General features: G+C 61.9%; 20 protein-coding genes, 2 tRNA genes and 1 other RNA gene. 16 read left to right on the top strand and 7 right to left on the bottom strand.

From position 1 onward, the window contains the following. Positions 1–522: 522 nt before the first annotated feature. The gene (locus tag C0V72_RS05355) at positions 523–1545 is read left to right on the top strand and encodes a phage integrase SAM-like domain-containing protein (RefSeq protein WP_143704532.1); all 1023 of its coding nucleotides are present in this window, start codon (positions 523–525) and stop codon (positions 1543–1545) included. A 6-nt stretch (positions 1546–1551) separates the two neighbouring features. Here C0V72_RS05355 and C0V72_RS05350 read toward each other — a convergent pair. Next, positions 1552–1628: transfer RNA gene (locus tag C0V72_RS05350), tRNA-Pro, on the bottom strand. A gap of 111 nt (positions 1629–1739) precedes the next feature. On the opposite strand from C0V72_RS05350, the gene thyA reads away from it, so the two are divergent. From thyA to C0V72_RS05325, 5 genes are all read left to right on the top strand, one after another. Beyond that, a complete protein-coding gene (gene thyA / locus C0V72_RS05345) occupies positions 1740–2708 on the top strand; it encodes a thymidylate synthase (RefSeq protein ID WP_101792187.1) in 969 nt (322 codons plus the stop codon). Between the two features lie 113 nt (positions 2709–2821). Next, the gene (locus C0V72_RS05340) at positions 2822–4129 is read left to right on the top strand and encodes a 3-methyl-2-oxobutanoate dehydrogenase (2-methylpropanoyl-transferring) subunit alpha (RefSeq protein ID WP_101792186.1); all 1308 of its coding nucleotides are present in this window, start codon (positions 2822–2824) and stop codon (positions 4127–4129) included. Then, positions 4126–5181 carry an alpha-ketoacid dehydrogenase subunit beta gene (locus C0V72_RS05335; RefSeq protein ID WP_101792185.1) on the top strand — a complete coding sequence of 352 codons (1056 nt, stop codon included), beginning with the start codon at positions 4126–4128 and terminating at the stop codon, positions 5179–5181. The genes C0V72_RS05340 and C0V72_RS05335 overlap by 4 nt, the downstream gene beginning before the upstream one ends. Positions 5182–5189: 8 nt before the next feature. Further along, positions 5190–6503: a dihydrolipoamide acetyltransferase family protein gene (locus C0V72_RS05330; protein WP_101792184.1), complete on the top strand. Its 1314-nt coding sequence runs from the start codon at positions 5190–5192 to the stop codon at positions 6501–6503. A 118-nt stretch (positions 6504–6621) separates the two neighbouring features. After that, a tRNA-Asp gene (locus C0V72_RS05325) sits at positions 6622–6698 on the top strand. Between the two features lie 42 nt (positions 6699–6740). Here C0V72_RS05325 and C0V72_RS05320 read toward each other — a convergent pair. The 5 genes from C0V72_RS05320 to C0V72_RS05300 all read right to left on the bottom strand — a co-directional run bounded on the left by C0V72_RS05320 (position 6741) and on the right by C0V72_RS05300 (position 8605). Then, positions 6741–7007, bottom strand: a complete 267-nt coding sequence (locus C0V72_RS05320) for a DUF2842 domain-containing protein (RefSeq protein WP_101792183.1) — start codon at positions 7005–7007, stop codon at positions 6741–6743. Beyond that, a complete protein-coding gene (locus C0V72_RS05315; protein ID WP_101792182.1) occupies positions 7007–7585 on the bottom strand; it encodes a 5-formyltetrahydrofolate cyclo-ligase in 579 nt (192 codons plus the stop codon). The genes C0V72_RS05320 and C0V72_RS05315 overlap by 1 nt, the downstream gene beginning before the upstream one ends. Positions 7586–7799: 214 nt before the next feature. Beyond that, positions 7800–7973, bottom strand: a non-coding RNA gene (ssrS, locus tag C0V72_RS05310) — 6S RNA. Between the two features lie 11 nt (positions 7974–7984). Next, positions 7985–8383, bottom strand: coding sequence for a cell division protein ZapA (locus C0V72_RS05305; protein WP_101792181.1), 399 nt, complete (start codon positions 8381–8383; stop codon positions 7985–7987). A gap of 6 nt (positions 8384–8389) precedes the next feature. Further along, positions 8390–8605: a hypothetical protein gene (locus tag C0V72_RS05300; protein ID WP_101792180.1), complete on the bottom strand. Its 216-nt coding sequence runs from the start codon at positions 8603–8605 to the stop codon at positions 8390–8392. 232 nt (positions 8606–8837) lie between these two features. Between C0V72_RS05300 and tkt the strand changes: the two genes are divergently transcribed. The 6 genes from tkt (at position 8838) to C0V72_RS05270 (ending at position 15065) form a co-directional block, all read left to right on the top strand. After that, positions 8838–10814: a transketolase gene (gene tkt / locus C0V72_RS05295; RefSeq protein ID WP_233999788.1), complete on the top strand. Its 1977-nt coding sequence runs from the start codon at positions 8838–8840 to the stop codon at positions 10812–10814. Positions 10815–10829: 15 nt separating this feature from the next. Beyond that, the gene (gene gap, locus C0V72_RS05290) at positions 10830–11837 is read left to right on the top strand and encodes a type I glyceraldehyde-3-phosphate dehydrogenase (protein WP_101792179.1); all 1008 of its coding nucleotides are present in this window, start codon (positions 10830–10832) and stop codon (positions 11835–11837) included. A 115-nt stretch (positions 11838–11952) separates the two neighbouring features. Then, on the top strand, positions 11953–13158 hold the full coding sequence (locus C0V72_RS05285) for a phosphoglycerate kinase (protein ID WP_101792178.1): 1206 nt from the start codon (positions 11953–11955) through the stop codon (positions 13156–13158). A gap of 3 nt (positions 13159–13161) precedes the next feature. After that, complete coding sequence (locus tag C0V72_RS05280) at positions 13162–13596, top strand: hypothetical protein (RefSeq protein ID WP_101792177.1); 435 nt, start codon at positions 13162–13164, stop codon at positions 13594–13596. Continuing rightward, complete coding sequence (locus C0V72_RS05275; RefSeq protein WP_101792176.1) at positions 13593–14045, top strand: PaaI family thioesterase; 453 nt, start codon at positions 13593–13595, stop codon at positions 14043–14045. Before C0V72_RS05280 ends, C0V72_RS05275 begins: the two co-directional genes overlap by 4 nt. Positions 14046–14180: 135 nt before the next feature. Continuing rightward, positions 14181–15065, top strand: coding sequence for a fructose bisphosphate aldolase (locus C0V72_RS05270; protein WP_101792175.1), 885 nt, complete (start codon positions 14181–14183; stop codon positions 15063–15065). A gap of 3 nt (positions 15066–15068) precedes the next feature. On the opposite strand, the gene C0V72_RS05265 is transcribed toward C0V72_RS05270, so the two are convergent. Next, positions 15069–15476, bottom strand: coding sequence for a hypothetical protein (locus tag C0V72_RS05265; RefSeq protein ID WP_143704531.1), 408 nt, complete (start codon positions 15474–15476; stop codon positions 15069–15071). Positions 15477–15555: 79 nt separating this feature from the next. Here C0V72_RS05265 and thiE point away from each other — a divergent pair, with 79 nt between their 5' ends. The 4 genes from thiE (at position 15556) to C0V72_RS16175 (ending at position 17285) form a co-directional block, all read left to right on the top strand. Further along, positions 15556–16185 carry a thiamine phosphate synthase gene (gene thiE, locus C0V72_RS05260; RefSeq protein WP_101792173.1) on the top strand — a complete coding sequence of 210 codons (630 nt, stop codon included), beginning with the start codon at positions 15556–15558 and terminating at the stop codon, positions 16183–16185. Between the two features lie 207 nt (positions 16186–16392). Beyond that, positions 16393–16557, top strand: coding sequence for a hypothetical protein (locus tag C0V72_RS16350; protein WP_172438917.1), 165 nt, complete (start codon positions 16393–16395; stop codon positions 16555–16557). Positions 16558–16572: 15 nt separating this feature from the next. After that, the gene (locus C0V72_RS16345; protein ID WP_172438916.1) at positions 16573–16713 is read left to right on the top strand and encodes a hypothetical protein; all 141 of its coding nucleotides are present in this window, start codon (positions 16573–16575) and stop codon (positions 16711–16713) included. A 26-nt stretch (positions 16714–16739) separates the two neighbouring features. Beyond that, positions 16740–17285: a hypothetical protein gene (locus tag C0V72_RS16175; protein ID WP_143704530.1), complete on the top strand. Its 546-nt coding sequence runs from the start codon at positions 16740–16742 to the stop codon at positions 17283–17285. The last annotated feature ends 8 nt before the right edge of the window (positions 17286–17293 follow it).

Below are 17293 nucleotides of genomic sequence, written 5' to 3'. Positions count from 1 at the left end.
CGCGCTGCTGGCCGGACGCTACAGCGCAATATCGAAAGCGCGCGTCCGGCCAGCAGCGCTACCCTCATAACCTACACCACCTGCCGGGACGCGACCAACGCATTAGCCCCGCTGGGGCATGAGAGCCCCTTTCTCCTCATTACCCGTTACCTCGTCGCGCCAATTGACGCGCGAGTGCGATCCACTACCCGCTGCCTCGAAAGTTGTCAGCTCGGAGACGGCCAGAGTTCCTCTTTCTGGATGGAAAGCGCGAGACGGACTCGAACATCGGGTTTTGACAACGGCGGACGCTCGAGCTGCTCGGCCTGAATGACAGCTAATACCAAGGCGCGATGAGCTTGACTTATTGTGCCTTGGTTAAGCCCGTGCGGCGCCTGAGCATTTACAACGCGTGATGCGTCAGCATCTTAGCGCGCTGGTATAAGTCCCAAACTTGACCGATTCTACCTTCAGCAAGAACGCGGCCAGACGATTTGTCCATGTTGCGGACATGAGATCGCGGGGGACGTCGATTACCTGCTTGTGGAGGCCCTTGCGGATTACCTGACTGAAAAACATGGCACCGAGTGTTTCGGCACCGTTCGTCCGCGCATTGCTCATTTCCAGGCCTTTCTCGAAGAAAAGAACAAGACCTCAATCTTTTGCGGGGATGTGGACGAACGGCTGATTACGGACTTTCGAGACTGGTCCCAGAAGAAGAAAGTTGTCACGGGCAAAGGCAAAAACCGAAAAATTCGTCAGCGAGCCTTGGGCACGACAGAAGGTTCAGTAAGACAGATAATCGCTGCAATAAATCTGGCATACAAACATAAAAATGTGAAGTTCCCGGCTAAGGTTCAGGCGCTGAAGGCCGAGGAAGTCAGCAAGTCACCGTCGTATCGGTCTGACGTACTCGAATTGGCGATGATGTTCGATTATTGCCTTAACCCGAAGCGCACTACTCAGAAGAGGTGGTCGCCGAAGATTGCTTCGAAGGTCCGCACGCAGCGCCATTCTCTTCTGAGATTTCTGCAATTTTCCGTCGCGACGTGGTGTCGGCTGGACGCAGCATATGACTTTTCCGTCGATCCAAGCCGGAAGCAGTGGGATCCGTTGGCCAAGGCCATATCCCTCAATCCTGCGAACAGGGTTCAGACCAAGAAGTATCGCCCCGTAATTCCGGCACCTCGTCAGATTGTGGAACTCTTTAGAGATAGCGATGGCTTCTTCGTGCCGGTTAAGTCTGTGCGCAAAGCCTTTGAAGCAATGCAAGATGAGCTGTGCCTACCGAGAGATCGCGAAACAGGTCCGAAACTCATTCGCCGGTCGATGGCAAACTTAGTCCGCCCGATGCTTGGCGAAACACAATGGCCTCAGGGTAAGCTCATGATGGGCCACCAGAAGGGCGACATCAGCGATTTGTATGCGCCCGCCCGGCCTGACTACATGGGGCTTGCAATGCGGGCCACAGAGGAGATTATAGACCAGATTGAGGCGCTGGCCCCGGGAGCTTTCACCGGAGCCTCACCGGAGATCACTACAGCCAAAGGAGCCGTAAATGTCTGAATTTATTGGTCGGGGAGAGAGGATTCGAACCTCCGGCCCCTGCCTCCCGAAGACAGTGCTCTACCAGGCTGAGCTACTCCCCGACCGTGTCGTTCCCGCGTCGGCAAAGCCGTGCGTGGGACGAGGCAAGGCGCGCCCTATAGGAGGCGATGCGCGGGGTGGCAAGCGGGCAATTGCGGCTTATAGCAGAAGGCATGGCCAGCACTGCGATTCCCCGTTCCAGCACCGTGACACCGCACCCCGAACAGCAATATCTCGATCTGATGCGAGCGACCTGGGAAACCGGCAGCGAGCGGATCGACCGCACCGGAATCGGCACGCGATCCGTGTGCGGTGCGCTGCTGCGATTCGATTTGGAAGGCGGGGCGATGCCGCTGCTCACCACCAAGCGGGTCTACTGGAAAACCGCCACGCGCGAGCTGCTGTGGTTCCTGACCGGCAGCACCAATATCCGCCCGCTCGTGCTGCAAGGCGTGAAAATCTGGAACGAATGGCCGCACGCCCGCTACGTCAAGGAAACGGGCGATGCGATCAGCCTCGATGATTTCGTGGCGCGCGTCGCCGGGGACGAAGCCTTCGCGCTGCGCTGGGGCGATCTTGGCCCGGTCTATGGCAAGCAATGGGTCGACTGGCCCACCTATCGTTACCGCGCCGATGGTCTTTATGAAAAGGGCGAGGGCATCAACCAGATCGCTGCGGTGGTCGAGAGCTTGCGCACCAGCCCCGGCAGCCGCCGCCACATTGTTGAAGGCTGGAACGTCGCCGAGCTGGACCGTATGGCGCTGCCGCCGTGCCACAAGACCTACCAATTCCATGTGGCGGGGGAGGGTGAGAAGGCCCGGCTGAACTGCCTGCTCTATCAGCGCAGCTGTGATGTGGCCTTGGGCCTGCCGTTCAACCTGTGGTCGGCCGCGCTGCTCACGCGGATGATGGCGCAGCAGGTGGGGATGGAGCCGGGCGAATTGGTGTGGATGGGAGGCGATGTGCACCTCTATCTGAACCACGCGCATCTGATCGAGGAACAGCTGGCGCGGCAGCCGCAGGGCCATCCCCGGCTGGAAATCACGCGCACCCCTGAAACAATTTTCGATTACCGGATCGAGGATTTCGTGGTGCATGATTACGCGCCGCTGCCACCGATCACTGCCCCTGTTGCGGTTTAGCCCCGACCGCTGCACCCGCCTTGACCACGCGCCTGTGTTGAAATAAAAATACGTATACAAGCAATGATTGCACTCGCTCGCGGCGGGGCAACGGCGAGGGGAAAGCAAGGCGCATGGCCGATCCAGCGAAACCGCCAGCAATACCGGCAGAGACGAACCGTCAGCCGCTTAGTCTGCATGTGCCCGAGCCGAAATATCGTCCCGGCGATCAGGCGGACTTTTCGCATATCGATATTGGTGCGCCCGGCGATCAGCCGCGCCCGGATGAAGGTGTTCATCCGTCGCAAATGGCGGGTCTGGCCTATGGGCTGGTGCGGGTGCTGGGCGATGATCATCAGGCCCACGGCCCGTGGAACCCGCGGCTCAGCCCGGACACCCTGCGCGCCATGCTGGGCCACATGGCGATGGTGCGCGCCTTTGATGAACGCATGTTCCGCGGGCAAAGGCAGGGCAAGACCAGCTTCTACATGAAGTGCACCGGCGAGGAGGCGACCTCGATCGCGCCCGCCATGGCGCTCGCCAGCGATGACATGGTGTTCCCCAGCTATCGCCAGCAGGGCATCCTGATCGCGCGCGGCTATCCGCTGCTGGAAATGATCAACCAGATCTATTCCAACAAGGCCGACAAGCTGAAGGGCCGCCAGCTGCCGATCATGTATTCGAGCCGCGAGCACAGCTTTTTCACGATTTCCGGCAACCTTGCGACCCAGTGCCCCCAAGCGGTGGGCTGGGCGATGGCGAGCGCGGCCAAAGGCGATAGCCGGATCGCGGCGACCTGGGTGGGCGAAGGCTCCACGGCCGAGGGCGATTTCCACGCGGCTTGCACCTTTGCCGCGGTTTACAACGCGCCGGTCATCCTCAACGTTGTCAACAACCAGTGGGCAATTTCGAGCTTCTCGGGATTTGCCGGTGGTGAACGCACGACCTTTGCCGCGCGAGGCCTTGGCTATGGGATCGCCGCGCTGCGGGTGGACGGTAATGATGCGCTCGCCTGCTATGCCGCGGCCGAATGGGCGGCGAACCGCGCCCGCGGCAACCACGGGCCGACATTGATCGAATACTTCACCTACCGCGCGGAAGGCCATTCAACCTCTGACGATCCGAGCGGCTATCGCAGCGCGCAGGAACGGGAAGAATGGCCGCTGGGCGATCCGGTGACGCGCCTGAAAAAGCACCTCATCGCCATCGGTGAATGGGACGAGGAACGCCATGCCGCGATGGACCTCGCCTGCGCCGAAGAGGTCAAGGCCACCACCAAGGAAGCCGAGAAGAACGGCATTCTGGGCCACGGCCTCCACCACCCGTTCCACACCATGTTCGAGGATGTGTACGAAGAATTGCCCTGGCATCTGGAAGAACAGGCCGATCAGGCGATCCGCGAACGCATCACCAAGTTCGGCACCGAAAGGCCCTTCGGATGAGTGAAGAACCGGCCACCGTGGGCGAGGACGTCCTCGCTGAACGCCGCCTCAACATGATCGAGGCGATCAACGAAGCGCTCGACATCATGCTCACCCGTGATCCCGATGTGATCATCATGGGCGAGGATGTCGGCTATTTCGGCGGGGTGTTCCGCGCCACCGCCGGACTTCAGGCCAAGCACGGCAAGAACCGCGTGTTCGATACCCCGATTTCGGAATGCGGCATCATCGGTGCGGCAGTGGGGATGGGGGCTTACGGGCTCCGGCCAGTCCCCGAAATCCAGTTCGCCGATTACATCTACCCCGGCCTCGACCAGCTGATCAGCGAAGCGGCACGCCTGCGGTATCGTTCGGCGGGCGACTATATCGCGCCGCTCACCGTGCGTTCGCCCTTTGGCGGCGGGATTTTCGGCGGCCAGACCCACAGCCAGAGCCCCGAGGCTTTGTTCACCCATGTCGCGGGCCTCAAAACCGTGATCCCGGCGACCCCGCATGATGCCAAGGGGCTGCTGATCGCGGCCATCGAAGATAATGATCCGGTGATCTTCTTCGAACCCAAGCGCATCTACAACGGCCCCTTCACCGGCTTTTACGACAAGCCGGTCGAACCGTGGAAAAAGCATCCCGACAGTGTGGTGCCTGAAGGCTATTACAAGATCCCGCTCGGCAAGGCGCGGCATGTGCGTGAGGGCGAACAGCTCACCGTGCTGGCTTACGGCACGATGGTTCACGTGGCGCAGGCCGTGTGCGAGGCCAAGGGCGTGGATGCCGACATCCTCGATCTGCGCACGCTCGTGCCACTCGACATCAAGGCGATTGAGGCTTCGGTTGAAAAGACCGGCCGCTGCATGATCGTCCACGAAGCGACCCGCACCAGCGGCTTCGGTGCAGAGCTTTCCGCGCTGGTGACCGAACGCTGTTTCTACCACCTCGAAGCCCCGGTGGAACGCGTCACCGGCTTCGACACGCCCTATCCCCACAGCCTCGAATGGGCCTATTTCCCCGGCCCTGTCCGCATCGGCGAGGCTATCGACAAGCTTCTCAAGGATTGACCGGCGCCATGGCGAAATTCACATTCAAGATGCCCGATGTGGGCGAAGGCGTGGCCGAGGCGGAAGTCGTCGAATGGCACGTCAAGGTTGGTGACCGGGTCGAGGAGGATCAACACCTCGTCGACGTGATGACCGACAAGGCGACGATCGACATCGAAAGTCCGGTGGCGGGCACGGTCGTCGAAGTGGCGGGCGAGGTTGGCGATGTGATCGCCATCGGCGCGATGCTGCTGGTGATCGAGGTCGACGGCGAGCATGGGGGCGAGGCGTCCGAGGAGCAGGCCGAGGCCGCGGCCGAGCAGATCGAAGACGAAATGTCCGATGAGGGTGAGGCCGAAACCTCAGAACCCGTTCGTGCTGAGCTTGTCGAAGCACCGTCCTTCAATTCCGATCCGTTGCCAGAAGAGAAGGACAGCCCTCCGGCAAGCTCAGGGCGAACGGATGCTGGTACGAAGGTCCTTGCCTCGCCCGCCGTGCGCCAGCGCGCGCGTGATCTGGGCATTGATCTGGCCGAGGTGAAACCTGCCGAAGATGGCCGCGTGCGCCACGGCGATCTTGATGCCTTCCTCGCCTATAACGCCAGCAGCGGCTTCGGCGCGGGCGGCACAGCGCGCGCCGACGAGACGATCAAGGTGATCGGGCTGCGCAAACGCATCGCCCAGAACATGGCCGCGGCCAAGCGTCACATTCCGCATTTCACTTATGTCGAAGAATGCGACGTCACCGATCTGGAAGTCCTGCGCGCGCAGTTGAATGCGGCACGCGGCGATAAGCCCAAGCTCACCATGTTGCCGCTGATGATCCGCGCGATCTGCAAGGCGGTGCCCGATTTCCCGATGATCAACGCGCGCTATGATGACGAAGCCAATGTCGTCACCCGTTACGGTGCGGTGCATCTCGGCATGGCGGCGCAGACCGATGCCGGGCTGATGGTGCCGGTGATTCGCGACGCGCAAAGCCGCAACCTGTGGCAATTGGCCCGCGAAATCGGCCGGCTCGCCGAAGCCGCCCGCAGCGGCAAGGCGACATCGGAGGAACTTTCCGGTTCGACCCTGACGATCACCTCGCTCGGCCCGCTTGGCGGCGTGGCGACCACGCCGGTCATCAATCGCCCCGAAGTCGCGATCATCGGACCCAACCGTATCGTTGAGCGGCCCATGTTCGTTTCTGACGGCATGGGGGGCGAGCGAATCGCCAAGCGCAAGCTCATGAATATCTCGATTTCCTGCGATCACCGTGTGGTCGACGGGCATGATGCGGCCAGCTTTGTGCAGGCGGTCAAGCGCCTGATCGAGACGCCTGCTTTGCTGCTGGTAGAGTAGGGAAAAAATATTGCGTCAAAGGTGGTATTGAGGGCGTTGACAGCCCGAACCGACCGCCCTAATGGCGCTGCTCCGACAGCGGGACGGCATCGCCGGGACGCTGAAAGAAACAAGATGCGCGGGTGTAGCTCAGTTGGTTAGAGCGCCGGCCTGTCACGCCGGAGGTCGCGGGTTCAAGTCCCGTCACTCGCGCCACTTGTTTCTGGAACGGCCGAAATGGCACTGTGAAGGCGGGCGTCAGTCCGCCTTTTCTTTTGCGCTGTCCTGATCCGTCAGGGGCGCCTTGGGCGCGCTCCAGCTGCCGGTTTCCATCCAGATCAGGAAATTGCGCAAGGGCAGCAGCCAGATCAGGCCCAGCACCACATAAACAACCGTCTGTGCGCCGCCCGACCAGCGCCCGATGTAACTCGGCGCATAGCGGGCGATTACGACGCCGTAGACCATCAGCGCGATGAACAGGCTGACAATGCCGAACGGGATTCGCCAGGTGGGGGTTTCACGCATCACAGGTTTCCGTAAATCCGGGTGGGGGTGACGACCATATCAAGCCGTACGTCATGGGGTTCGGTTGGCAGGGCATCGCGGGTTTGCGCATCCCATGCCAGCCCAATGGCCAGCTGCGGCGGATGTTCCGCCAGCCAGCGATCATAGTGCCCGCCGCCTTGCCCCAATCGGTCGAGGTTGGGGGTAAAGCCCACCAACGGCACGAACAGGATGTCGGGTACCAGCGGCTCGGCCTCGGCTAAGGGTTGCAGGACGCCGAAAGGGCCGATCTCCAGATCGTCGTGCGAATAGGGGTCCGTGTGGCGGGCAAAAGTCATCGCGGCCCCGCGCGCGGCAAATCGGGGCAGGGCGATCGCGTGCCCGGCATCATGGAAGAACCGCGCATAGCCGCCTGCAGGAGCCTCGGTGGCTCCGGCATGATAGAGCCCAATCACCGCCTCATCCCCGATCCGCGCAAGCAGCGGGGCCGGCGGGCGGTGAAACAGCAGGCCGCGAATGGAATCGGGCAGCGCGTCAACATGGGCCTTGCGGGCAGCGCGAAGGGTGCGGCGGAGTTCGGATTTGCTAAGGCTGGTCATCGGAGAAAGCGGTAGACCCGCGACCGGAAGGCGGCAAGATCAACCCCCAGCTCGCCCCTCCACCATCCTGCGGATGGTCCCTCTCCCCCAAGGGAGAGGATCAGAACGGCCCAAAGGGCCGCAAGGCCGACCGGCCGCCCGCAGGGGTGGCCCCGGAAGAGGCCGGGCTCCCGGAGGAACCGCATCGCGGAGGCGATGCGGACAACAAGAAAGTGACGGAACCACCATGGGTCGTTTGCGCTAGAAATCCTCTGACGCGTGGTACGTCAGGTGGGCGCCGTGTGCCCGAGAGTTCCGGACGAACCGGCACGCAAGGGCAGGGACAGCTCCCATTTGGATTACTTATAGCCTCAGGGATATTCAATCGGCTCGTGCCGGGCAGTCCCGCCGCCGCTATACTTAGGCGCTCGCGGCGTCAGCTTCAAGCGCCGCGGCGCTGGCTTCGGCCTGCGCGGCCAGTGCTTCCAGCTTTTCGGCAATGGCAGCGGTATCGAGCGCTGCGGCGAGCTCGGCCTCAAGCACTGCCACGCGCTCTCTCAGCGCGTCACGCTCGTCCGTGTCCGGCTCGCTCGCAGGGGCAGGGGGCGATGCGATCAGCTTGCGCGCCTCTGCCAGTTCGTCGGCCATGAACAACGCGGCAAACAGCAGGTTCTGCGCCTCCAGCGGCGCGCGCGCGGTGCCGAGTTGCGCATATTTTTCGGCGATCATCGCGCCCAAGGCTTTGATGTGGGCTTCCTGCCCATCGGCGCACGCAATCGTGTAGCTCTTGGGGCCGATGCTGAGGGTGACAGTGCTCATCGCCGGTCAGTCTTCCAGCTTGGCCAACAGATCATCAAGTTCGCGAAGACTTTCAGACACCTGCTCGCGCAACTTTTCATGAACATTGACCAGCTCGACCACCCGCGCCGATCCGCTGGCGGGCCGGTTGTCCTGACTGGCTGCGCTGCTTCGCACCGCTTCGATGCGCGCGAGCGCGGCTTCGATGCGGGTCACAGCAGATGCGATACGGTCGGCGGTCATGTGACGTGCAATACCAACAGACCACATTGGGCGCAAAGGCTTGCTGGGGGCTGTTGATAAGTGCCTAGCGCTGTATTTGGCCTGATTGGGTGATGCGGCGTGCACGCAAGGTTGACCTCATCCTTGGCCTCGGCAATGGCACTGCGCACCGGTGACCAGGGATCGAATCGCGCGCATTGGGCGCTCTGCTGCGGGCGAGGCGCAAGATCACTAACAGGAGAGTTTCGCGCTCATGAACATTGACGTTGCCCGTCTTCAACCGATGGCCAATGCCATTCGCGTGCTTGCGATGGACGCCGTCGAGGCGGCCAATTCGGGCCACCCCGGCATGCCGATGGGCATGGCGGATGTGGCGACAGTGCTGTTCACGCGCCATCTGAAGTTTGATCCTGCTGCGCCGCACTGGGCCGACCGTGATCGCTTCGTGCTGTCGGCCGGACACGGCTCGATGCTGATCTACAGTCTGCTCTACCTCACCGGCTACGCCGCACCCACGATTGGCGACATCCGCAATTTTCGCCAGTTGACCAGCCCGTGCGCCGGACATCCGGAGAACTTCCTGCTCGACGGCGTGGAATGCACCACCGGGCCGCTGGGGCAGGGCCTGGCAATGGCGGTTGGCATGGCAATGGCCGAGCGGCATCTGAATGCTGTCTTCAGCGACGATTTGGTCGATCACCGCACCTGGGTGATCGCTGGCGACGGCTGCCTGATGGAAGGCATCAACCACGAAGCCATTGGTCTGGCTGGGCACCTTGGCCTTGGCCGCCTGAACGTGTTGTGGGACGACAACCGCATCACCATCGACGGCGCGACCGATCTGTCGACGTCCGAGGATATCAAGGCCCGTTACGCCGCGACCGGATGGCACGTCGCCGAGTGTGACGGCCACGATTTCGCCGATATCGAGCGCGCCATTCTCGAGGCCAAGGCCGACCCGCGCCCCTCGCTGATCGCCTGCCGCACTGTCATCGGCAAGGGCGCGCCCAACAAGCAGGGCACCAGTGCCACCCATGGCGCCGCCCTGGGCGGGGCCGAAGTTGCGGCCGCGCGGGAAACGCTGGGGTGGACGGCTGAGCCTTTCGTGATCCCCGACGAAATCCTTGCCGACTGGCATATGGCCGCCGAACCTGGCCGTGCCGCCCATGGCGCATGGGCCGGCCGGTTGGAGGCTTCGGCGCACAAGGCCGAGTTTGAACGGCGCATGGCAGGCGATCTGCCGGAAGGCTTCAGCCTTGATGCGCACATCGACAGCCTGATCGCAGCGCCCCAGAAAATCGCTACCCGCAAGGCGAGCGAAATCGCACTGGGCGCGCTCAATCCGCTGCTGCCCGATACCATCGGCGGCAGCGCCGACCTGACCGGCTCGAACAACACGCTGGCCGGCGGTATCGGCACCTTCAACCGCGACAATTATGCGGGCCGCTACGTCTATTACGGCATCCGCGAATTCGGCATGGCCGCTGCGATGAACGGCATGGCGCTGCATGGCGGCGTGATCCCTTATGGCGGCACGTTCCTGGTGTTCACCGACTATGCCCGCGGCGCGATCCGTCTGTCGGCGCTCCAGCATTGCCGCGTCATTTATGTGATGACCCATGACAGCATCGGGCTGGGCGAGGACGGACCGACCCATCAGCCGGTCGAGCATCTGGCAAGCCTGCGCGCCATGCCCAATCTGCTGGTGATGCGCCCCGCCGACGCGGTCGAAACCGCAGAGTGCTGGGAGATCGCGCTGCGCCAGGCCGACCGTCCGACCATTCTCGCGCTGACCCGCCAGAACCTCCCCCAGCTGCGGCTTGAAACGGGCGAAAACCTGTCGGCCAAGGGCGGCTACCGCGTCAAGGCTGCCGATGCGCCGCGCAAGGTTGTGATCCTGGCGACCGGATCGGAAGTCGAAATCGCGCTGGCCTGCGCTGCCGAGCTTGAAGCGGGGGGCGTTGGCGCCGATGTCGTCTCGCTGGTGTGCAGCGAATTGTTCGATGAACAAGACGCCGCCTACTGCGCCGACATTATTCCCGAAGGCGCGCTGATTGTTTCGATCGAGGCGGCCAGCACCTTCGGCTGGCAGCGTTACACCGGCACGGACGGCCTCAACATCGGGATCGACAGTTTTGGCGCGTCGGCGCCGATCGCCGACCTCTATGCCCATTTCGGACTTACCGCTGCGGCGATCGTCCCGCAAATCCAGAACAAATTGAACAGCTAATCAGGAGCACTTATCATGGCCACAAAGGTTGCCATCAACGGCTTTGGCCGGATCGGACGGCTGGTTGCGCGCGCAATTCTTGAGCGCAGCGATCATGATCTCGAACTTGTTGCAATCAACGATCTGGCCGATGCCAAGTCGAACGCGTTGCTGTTCGCCTATGATTCCGTCCATGGCCGTTTCGGCGGTGAGGTCACCGCCGATGGCGATGCGATCATCGTCAATGGCAAGCGGATCGCGGTCACCAAGGAACGTGATCCGGCCAACCTGCCGCACGGCGCCATGGGCGTGGATATCGTGCTGGAATGCACGGGCTTTTTCCAGTCGGATGAAGCCAGCCGCCCGCATCTTGCCGCAGGGGCCAAGCGCGTGCTGATCTCCGCACCCGCGACCGGCGTCAGCAAGACCATCGTTTACGGTGTGAACCACGACACGCTGACGGGCGATGACGTGATCATCTCCAACGCCAGCTGCACCACCAACTGCCTCGCGCCGGTGGCCAAGGTGCTCAACGACGTGATCGGGATCGAGCGCGGGTTCATGACCACGATCCATTCCTACACCAACGACCAGCGGATGCTCGATCAGATCCACTCCGATCTGCGCCGCGCCCGCGCAGGCGCGCAGAACATGATCCCGACCACCACCGGTGCCGCGCGCGCCGTGGGGCTGGTGCTGCCGGAGTTGAAGGGCAAGCTTGACGGCTCATCCGTGCGCGTGCCGACGCCCAATGTGTCGCTGATCGATCTGGTCTTCACGCCCAAGCGCGATACCACGGCAGAAGAAATCAACGCCGCGCTGAAGGCTGCTGCCGAGGGCCCGATGAAGGGCGTGCTCGATTATACCGACCAGCCGCTGGTTTCGAGCGATTTCAATCACTACCCGGCGTCTTCTACAGTCGATTCGCTGGAAACCAGCGTCATGGAAGGCAAGCTGGCCCGCGTTGTCAGCTGGTATGATAACGAGTGGGGCTTCTCCAACCGGATGATCGACACCGCCGGCGTGATGGCAAAGTTTTTGTAGAACGCCTTGCCTAAACCGTTCGTGCTGAGCTTGTCGAAGCACTGCTCTTCTTCTTGAGCGACGGTTCAAAAAGAAGGACGGCCCTTCGACAGGCTCAGGGCGAACGGAGATTTGTGTGAAACGCTTCAAAACACTCGACGACCTGCCCGCCGATCTGACCGGCGAGGTTGCGCTGGTGCGCGTCGATCTCAACCTTCCCATGAAGGACGGCTCGGCGACGGACGTGACCCGGGTCGAGGCGGTCAAGCCGACCATTCTTGAACTCGCCGGGCGCGGGGCCAAGGTGCTGCTTTTGGCGCATTTCGGACGGCCGGGCGGGCAGCGTTCATCCATGCTGTCGACCAGCATGGTGATTGGCGATGTCGAGCGCGTGCTGGGCAAAGAGGTGATGTTCATCCCCGAAATCACCGGCCCGGTGGTGGCGCAGGCGGTCGGTACGATCCTGCGCGCAGGTGACATCGGCCTGCTCGATAACAGCCGCTTCTGGCCGGGTGAGGAGGGGAACGACCCCAATTTCGCGCAGGCCATCGCCGCGCAAGGCACGCTGTTTGTCAACGATGCCTTCAGCGCCGCGCACCGCGCGCATGCCACGACCGAGGGGCTGACCCATTTCTTGCCGTCCTACGCCGGACGTTCGATGGAAGCCGAGTTGAAGGCGCTGGATGCCGCGCTCGGCTCGCCTGAAACGCCCGTGGCAGCGGTGGTCGGCGGGGCCAAGGTTTCGACCAAGCTTGCCGTGCTCGAACATCTGGTGGGCAAGGTGCAGCACCTCATCATCGGCGGCGGCATGGCCAACACCTTCCTTGCCGCGCGCGGAATCGATGTCGGCAAGTCGCTGTGCGAACATGATCTGGCTCCCACCGTGACCCGGATCATGGACGAGGCTGACCGCGCCGGATGCACCGTCCACTTGCCTTATGATGTGGTGGTGGCCAAGGAATTTGCCGCCAATCCCGCCACCTTGCGGGTCTGCAATGTCCACGAGGTTGCCGCCGACGAGATGATTCTCGATCTTGGCCCACAGGCAACCGAAGCGCTGGCCGATGTGCTCAAAACCTGCCGTACGCTTGTGTGGAACGGGCCGCTGGGGGCCTTTGAGACCGAGCCGTTCGATACCGCAACCGTCGCTCTGGCGCGCACGGCCGCAGCGCTGACGCTCGAAGGTTCGCTCATCAGCGTGGCGGGCGGCGGCGATACGGTTGCCGCGCTGGCGCAAGCGGGTGTTTCGGCGGATTTCACCTATATTTCAACCGCTGGCGGCGCGTTCCTTGAATGGATGGAAGGGCGTGTGCTGCCTGGCGTCGCTGCTCTCGAAATCTGAGTCATGGCCACGACCGAAGCCGAAATTGAGGCACTGGCGCTGAATGCCATGCGCGCCTGGGTGGCCGGTTCGCCCAAGGAAATGAAGAAGCTCACCACCCGCGACTTCATGATGCTGGTCGGCAGCACCCCGCCGCAACTGCTTGATCGACCGAGTTTCCTTGCGGCGATGGAGCGCGGCTTTGCTTGCAACCGCTTCGCCTTTCGCGAAGTGATCGCGCGCCGCCACCGGGATGCGGGCTGGTTTGTCGCGGGGGCCGAGCTTGACCTGATGCTCGGCAACAGGCCTTGGACGGGGGCGTTCCTTGTTTCGGCGCTGTTCCGCACGAGCATGTGGTCAAGCACGATGCTGCTCGCCGATCTCAGCCTCGCACGGCTCGATCCCGATGACAGCGTGGCCATCGCCGTCAGCAAGCTGCAATTGTGGAAATCAAGATGAGTGAAGCGGTCGAGACCAGCTACGGGCAATTGAGCACGATGGACACCGGCGAGTTTGCCGGGTGGCGATACTGGCAGGGCGATCCGTTCGAGACCCGCTCCGGCCCGTTCTACTACCGGCGCGAGGCGGATGGTTCCTACACCAGCGCCTTTCGCGCAGAAGCCCGGCACATGAATGGCGGCGGCTTCATGCATGGCGGATGCTTGCTGACCTTTGCCGACTTTGCCTTGTTCGCCATTGCCACTGACGAATTGGCCGGCGACCACGCGGTGACGCTGAACTTGGCGGGGGACTTTCTCGGTTCGGTCCAGCCCGGCGCGCTAGTCGAAGCCCGCGGCGAGGTTACGCGCGGGGGCGGCAAGACGATCTTTGTGCGCGGGCTTGTGACCGGCGATGGCAAGCCTGCGCTGAGCTTTACCGGCATCATTCGCCGCCTTGCGCGGCGCTGATCCGGGCGCGCCAGTGTTCGCGGTTGCAGCATCTGCGAGGCCTCGCTAAAGGCGCGTCATCGGGTCTTTGCATACCTATGCACAGATCGAAACGGGCCGCACCTCAGACCACTTTCGCACCGGAGACAGCCAGCCATGAACACCCTCGAAATGACGACCCGCATCGCCACCGGACAGGGGTTTATTGCCGCGCTTGACCAGTCGGGCGGCTCGACGCCCAAGGCGCTGCGCGGTTACGGGGTGGATGATGCCGAGTGGTCGGGCGACGAGGAAATGTTCGCGCAGATCCACGCGATGCGCGCCCGCGTCATCACCTCGCCTTGCTTTGGCAGCGGCAAGGTGATCGGCGCGATCCTGTTTGAACGGACGATGGACGGCCTGGTCGACGGCGTCTCGACCGGCGATGCCTTGAAGGCCCGCGGGATTGTGCCGTTCATCAAGGTCGATGAAGGCCTGGCTGACGAAGCGGACGGCGTGCAGTTGATGAAGCCGATGGTGAAACTGGCCGCCTTGCTCGAAAAGTCGGTTGCGGCCGGCATGTTCGGCACCAAGATGCGTTCGGTCATCAAATCCGCCAACCCGGCCGGGATTGCCGCCGTCGTCGCCCAGCAGTTCGCGGTGGGCGCACAGATTATCGCGGCCGGCCTGATGCCGATCATCGAGCCGGAATATGACATCACGTCCGATGACCGCGCGGCGGGCGAAGCGATACTGCTGGCTGAAATCCTGAAAGCTCTCGATACGCTGCCCGAAGGCCAGCAGGTGATGCTCAAGCTGTCGATCCCGGCCACGGCGGGGCTCTACACCCCGCTGACCCAGCACCCCAAGGTGCTGCGCGTGGTCGCGCTGTCGGGCGGGTTCTCGACCGACGATGCCTGTTCGCGCCTGTCCCAGAACCCGGGCATGATCGCCAGCTTCAGCCGCGGCCTGTTGCAGGATCTGCGCAAGGGCCAGTCGGACGAGGAGTTCAACATCGTCCTCGGCAAGGCGATTGACCAGATTGCCAGCGCCAGCGTCTGACGTTCAGCGCGCTTCAAAGGTGAAGCGGTAATCCGCCTTGGCGGTCTCGCGCCCGGCTCCGGCTTCGGGCGCGGGTTCGCCGGAGGTCAGCGCGATGACCGTGCCATGCGTGCCGAAGGGCTCGCCCAGTGTCAGGTCGGCGGTGTCGCGCCATCCGGTACCATCAATCCGGGTGCGCACGACCAACCGCCCGGCCCAGACGCAGCGGGCATTGATCGGGCAGCGGCTGTCCTCCACCACCTCTTGCGGGGTGACGGTCAAATCGCCGACGCGCACGCTCTGGCTCAGCGCAACCGGGCTGCCTTGGGCCAGCGGAATGCTCTCCACCCCCGCGCGATCGGGAATGACCGCGCAGGCGCCGATGATGGCGGCGAGGGTGAGCGGGAGGGCGGCGCGGAGCAGATGGTTCATGCGCCCGGTTAAGCGCGCCAGCGGCTGAGCCGCGGCTGAACAGGTGACAGCGACCGCGCGAGCGATTAGCGGTTCCGCCATGACCGAAACACAACTCTATCTCATCTCCCCGCTCGATGTGGGCGGCGCCTTTCCCCAGCGGCTCGACCGCGCGCTGGCTGCTGGTAAGGGCCTTGTCACCGCCTTCCAGTTCCGGGTGAAGGGTGTCGACAGCCACGAAGCGGCCGCGCTGGCTGAACCGCTCCAAGCCATCTGCGCGGCGCACGACGTGGCCTTCATCGTCAACGATTCGGTTGCGCTGGCCAAGCGGCTCAAGGCGGACGGGGTGCATCTGGGTCAGGACGACGGATCGCCCCGCGACGCGCGCGAGGAATTGGGCCGTGAGGCGCAGATCGGCGTCACCTGCCACGCCAGCCGCCACATGGCGATGAATGCGGGCGAGGCGGGGGCGGACTACGTCGCGTTCGGCGCGTTCTTCCCCTCGACCACCAAGGACAAGGGGCCGGATGCCGAGGTGCCCGATGTGGAACTGTTGCAATGGTGGAGCCAGATCTTCGAAATCCCCTGCGTCGCCATCGGCGGGATCACGCCTGACAATTGCAAGCCGCTGATCGAAGCGGGCGCGGATTTCCTCGCGGTCTCGGGCGCGGTGTGGAACGGGGACGAGGTTGCGGCGATTGCGGCCTTTGCGAAGGTGATGCGGGGGTAAACTGCCTTAGTCGTTCGCAACCGTCGGAGTAAGGCAGTAGGCACTTTCATGCAGAGCCGTACTAGTCTGCCTGTTCTATAGGCATTTTGGTCGCGAATTTACATTGTGTCCACCGGCGTTCGGTGGGCCAAGTTACAAGCTCTTACCCACGGAATGTCGTGTCGCAACAGGGTGCCGATTTCGGACCCATGGTATGAAAGGCATGTCATGACCTATATGAATACTGCAAACTTCGAATCCGCTTGTGCCATCCAGCCGTTGAGCTGTGTTGAGATTGAAGAGATTGCTGGTGGCCCGCTTCCGTTGGCTGCTGTGCCGGTAATCATCGGCGGAACGTGGCTGCTGTCGGAATTCTTTCATCACCACGTTTGATAGAGGTGGTCTGTAATGCAAAAACAGCAAGGAATCCGAACTCTTTCTCATGATGAGATTGAATGTATTGCAGGTGGCGCACTTCCCTACCTTGCGGTGGCGGGGATCTATATTGCTGTACATTTAACATCAGAGTTTCTTCACCACCACACCTGATGTGAATACAAAAGTAAGGAGCCCACATGAACACCACAAGATCGCGATATGACTATCTTTTGTTGTGTGGGCTCCTTATTTTTTTTCACATTTGTGATATGCTAAGCACCGATTTTATAATCCATTATGGTAATGGTCTGGCCGTCGAGGCCAATCCGGTTGCCGCAGAAGCCCAGAGCGGTTCTGGCAAAAAAATAATCCTAATCAGATCGGTGACCATTGCAGCTGTGTTGATTGGATTGTTTTTTTCCCGCATTAATGCAGATACACTTGAGGTGATAAAGAAGTATTCTTCATCACAGATAATGTTTGGAAAAATTAGTGGGATTTCGAATGTCATCCAGTGGAAATTGATAATTTTTTGTTCTATCGCAGTTATATCGATAAGCCGCTTGATTGCATCGATCTCCAATATATCGGGAGAATTTCTTCGGATATCGATTCCAATTTTTTTAGATAAAGCATTAAATCTCGAAAAATTGAGTCAAATTTACTTAGGCTCTGTGGTAATTTCTGCGTCACTTGGGTTGATTATATTGGTGGTTGCATGGGAATTTTTTCGAAGAGGGTAGTCTTTGTC

Source organism: Porphyrobacter sp. TH134 (assembly GCF_002855495.1).
GTDB lineage: Bacteria > Pseudomonadota > Alphaproteobacteria > Sphingomonadales > Sphingomonadaceae > Erythrobacter.
The sequence above is the reverse complement of the archived record's forward strand: the minus strand, read 5'-3'. Positions and strand labels throughout refer to the sequence as shown.

Coding starts and splice junctions, on each gene's coding strand:
- thyA (WP_101792187.1), top strand. CDS start 1,740: ATGGCCAGCACTGCGATTCCCCGTTCCAGCACCGTGACACCGCACCCC.
- C0V72_RS05340 (WP_101792186.1), top strand. CDS start 2,822: ATGGCCGATCCAGCGAAACCGCCAGCAATACCGGCAGAGACGAACCGT.
- C0V72_RS05335 (WP_101792185.1), top strand. CDS start 4,126: ATGAGTGAAGAACCGGCCACCGTGGGCGAGGACGTCCTCGCTGAACGC.
- C0V72_RS05330 (WP_101792184.1), top strand. CDS start 5,190: ATGGCGAAATTCACATTCAAGATGCCCGATGTGGGCGAAGGCGTGGCC.
- C0V72_RS05320 (WP_101792183.1), bottom strand. CDS start 7,007: ATGCGTGAAACCCCCACCTGGCGAATCCCGTTCGGCATTGTCAGCCTG.
- C0V72_RS05315 (WP_101792182.1), bottom strand. CDS start 7,585: ATGACCAGCCTTAGCAAATCCGAACTCCGCCGCACCCTTCGCGCTGCC.
- C0V72_RS05305 (WP_101792181.1), bottom strand. CDS start 8,383: ATGAGCACTGTCACCCTCAGCATCGGCCCCAAGAGCTACACGATTGCG.
- C0V72_RS05300 (WP_101792180.1), bottom strand. CDS start 8,605: ATGACCGCCGACCGTATCGCATCTGCTGTGACCCGCATCGAAGCCGCG.
- tkt (WP_233999788.1), top strand. CDS start 8,838: ATGAACATTGACGTTGCCCGTCTTCAACCGATGGCCAATGCCATTCGC.
- gap (WP_101792179.1), top strand. CDS start 10,830: ATGGCCACAAAGGTTGCCATCAACGGCTTTGGCCGGATCGGACGGCTG.
- C0V72_RS05280 (WP_101792177.1), top strand. CDS start 13,162: ATGGCCACGACCGAAGCCGAAATTGAGGCACTGGCGCTGAATGCCATG.
- C0V72_RS05275 (WP_101792176.1), top strand. CDS start 13,593: ATGAGTGAAGCGGTCGAGACCAGCTACGGGCAATTGAGCACGATGGAC.
- C0V72_RS05270 (WP_101792175.1), top strand. CDS start 14,181: ATGAACACCCTCGAAATGACGACCCGCATCGCCACCGGACAGGGGTTT.
- C0V72_RS05265 (WP_143704531.1), bottom strand. CDS start 15,476: ATGAACCATCTGCTCCGCGCCGCCCTCCCGCTCACCCTCGCCGCCATC.
- thiE (WP_101792173.1), top strand. CDS start 15,556: ATGACCGAAACACAACTCTATCTCATCTCCCCGCTCGATGTGGGCGGC.
- C0V72_RS16350 (WP_172438917.1), top strand. CDS start 16,393: ATGACCTATATGAATACTGCAAACTTCGAATCCGCTTGTGCCATCCAG.
- C0V72_RS16345 (WP_172438916.1), top strand. CDS start 16,573: ATGCAAAAACAGCAAGGAATCCGAACTCTTTCTCATGATGAGATTGAA.
- C0V72_RS16175 (WP_143704530.1), top strand. CDS start 16,740: ATGAACACCACAAGATCGCGATATGACTATCTTTTGTTGTGTGGGCTC.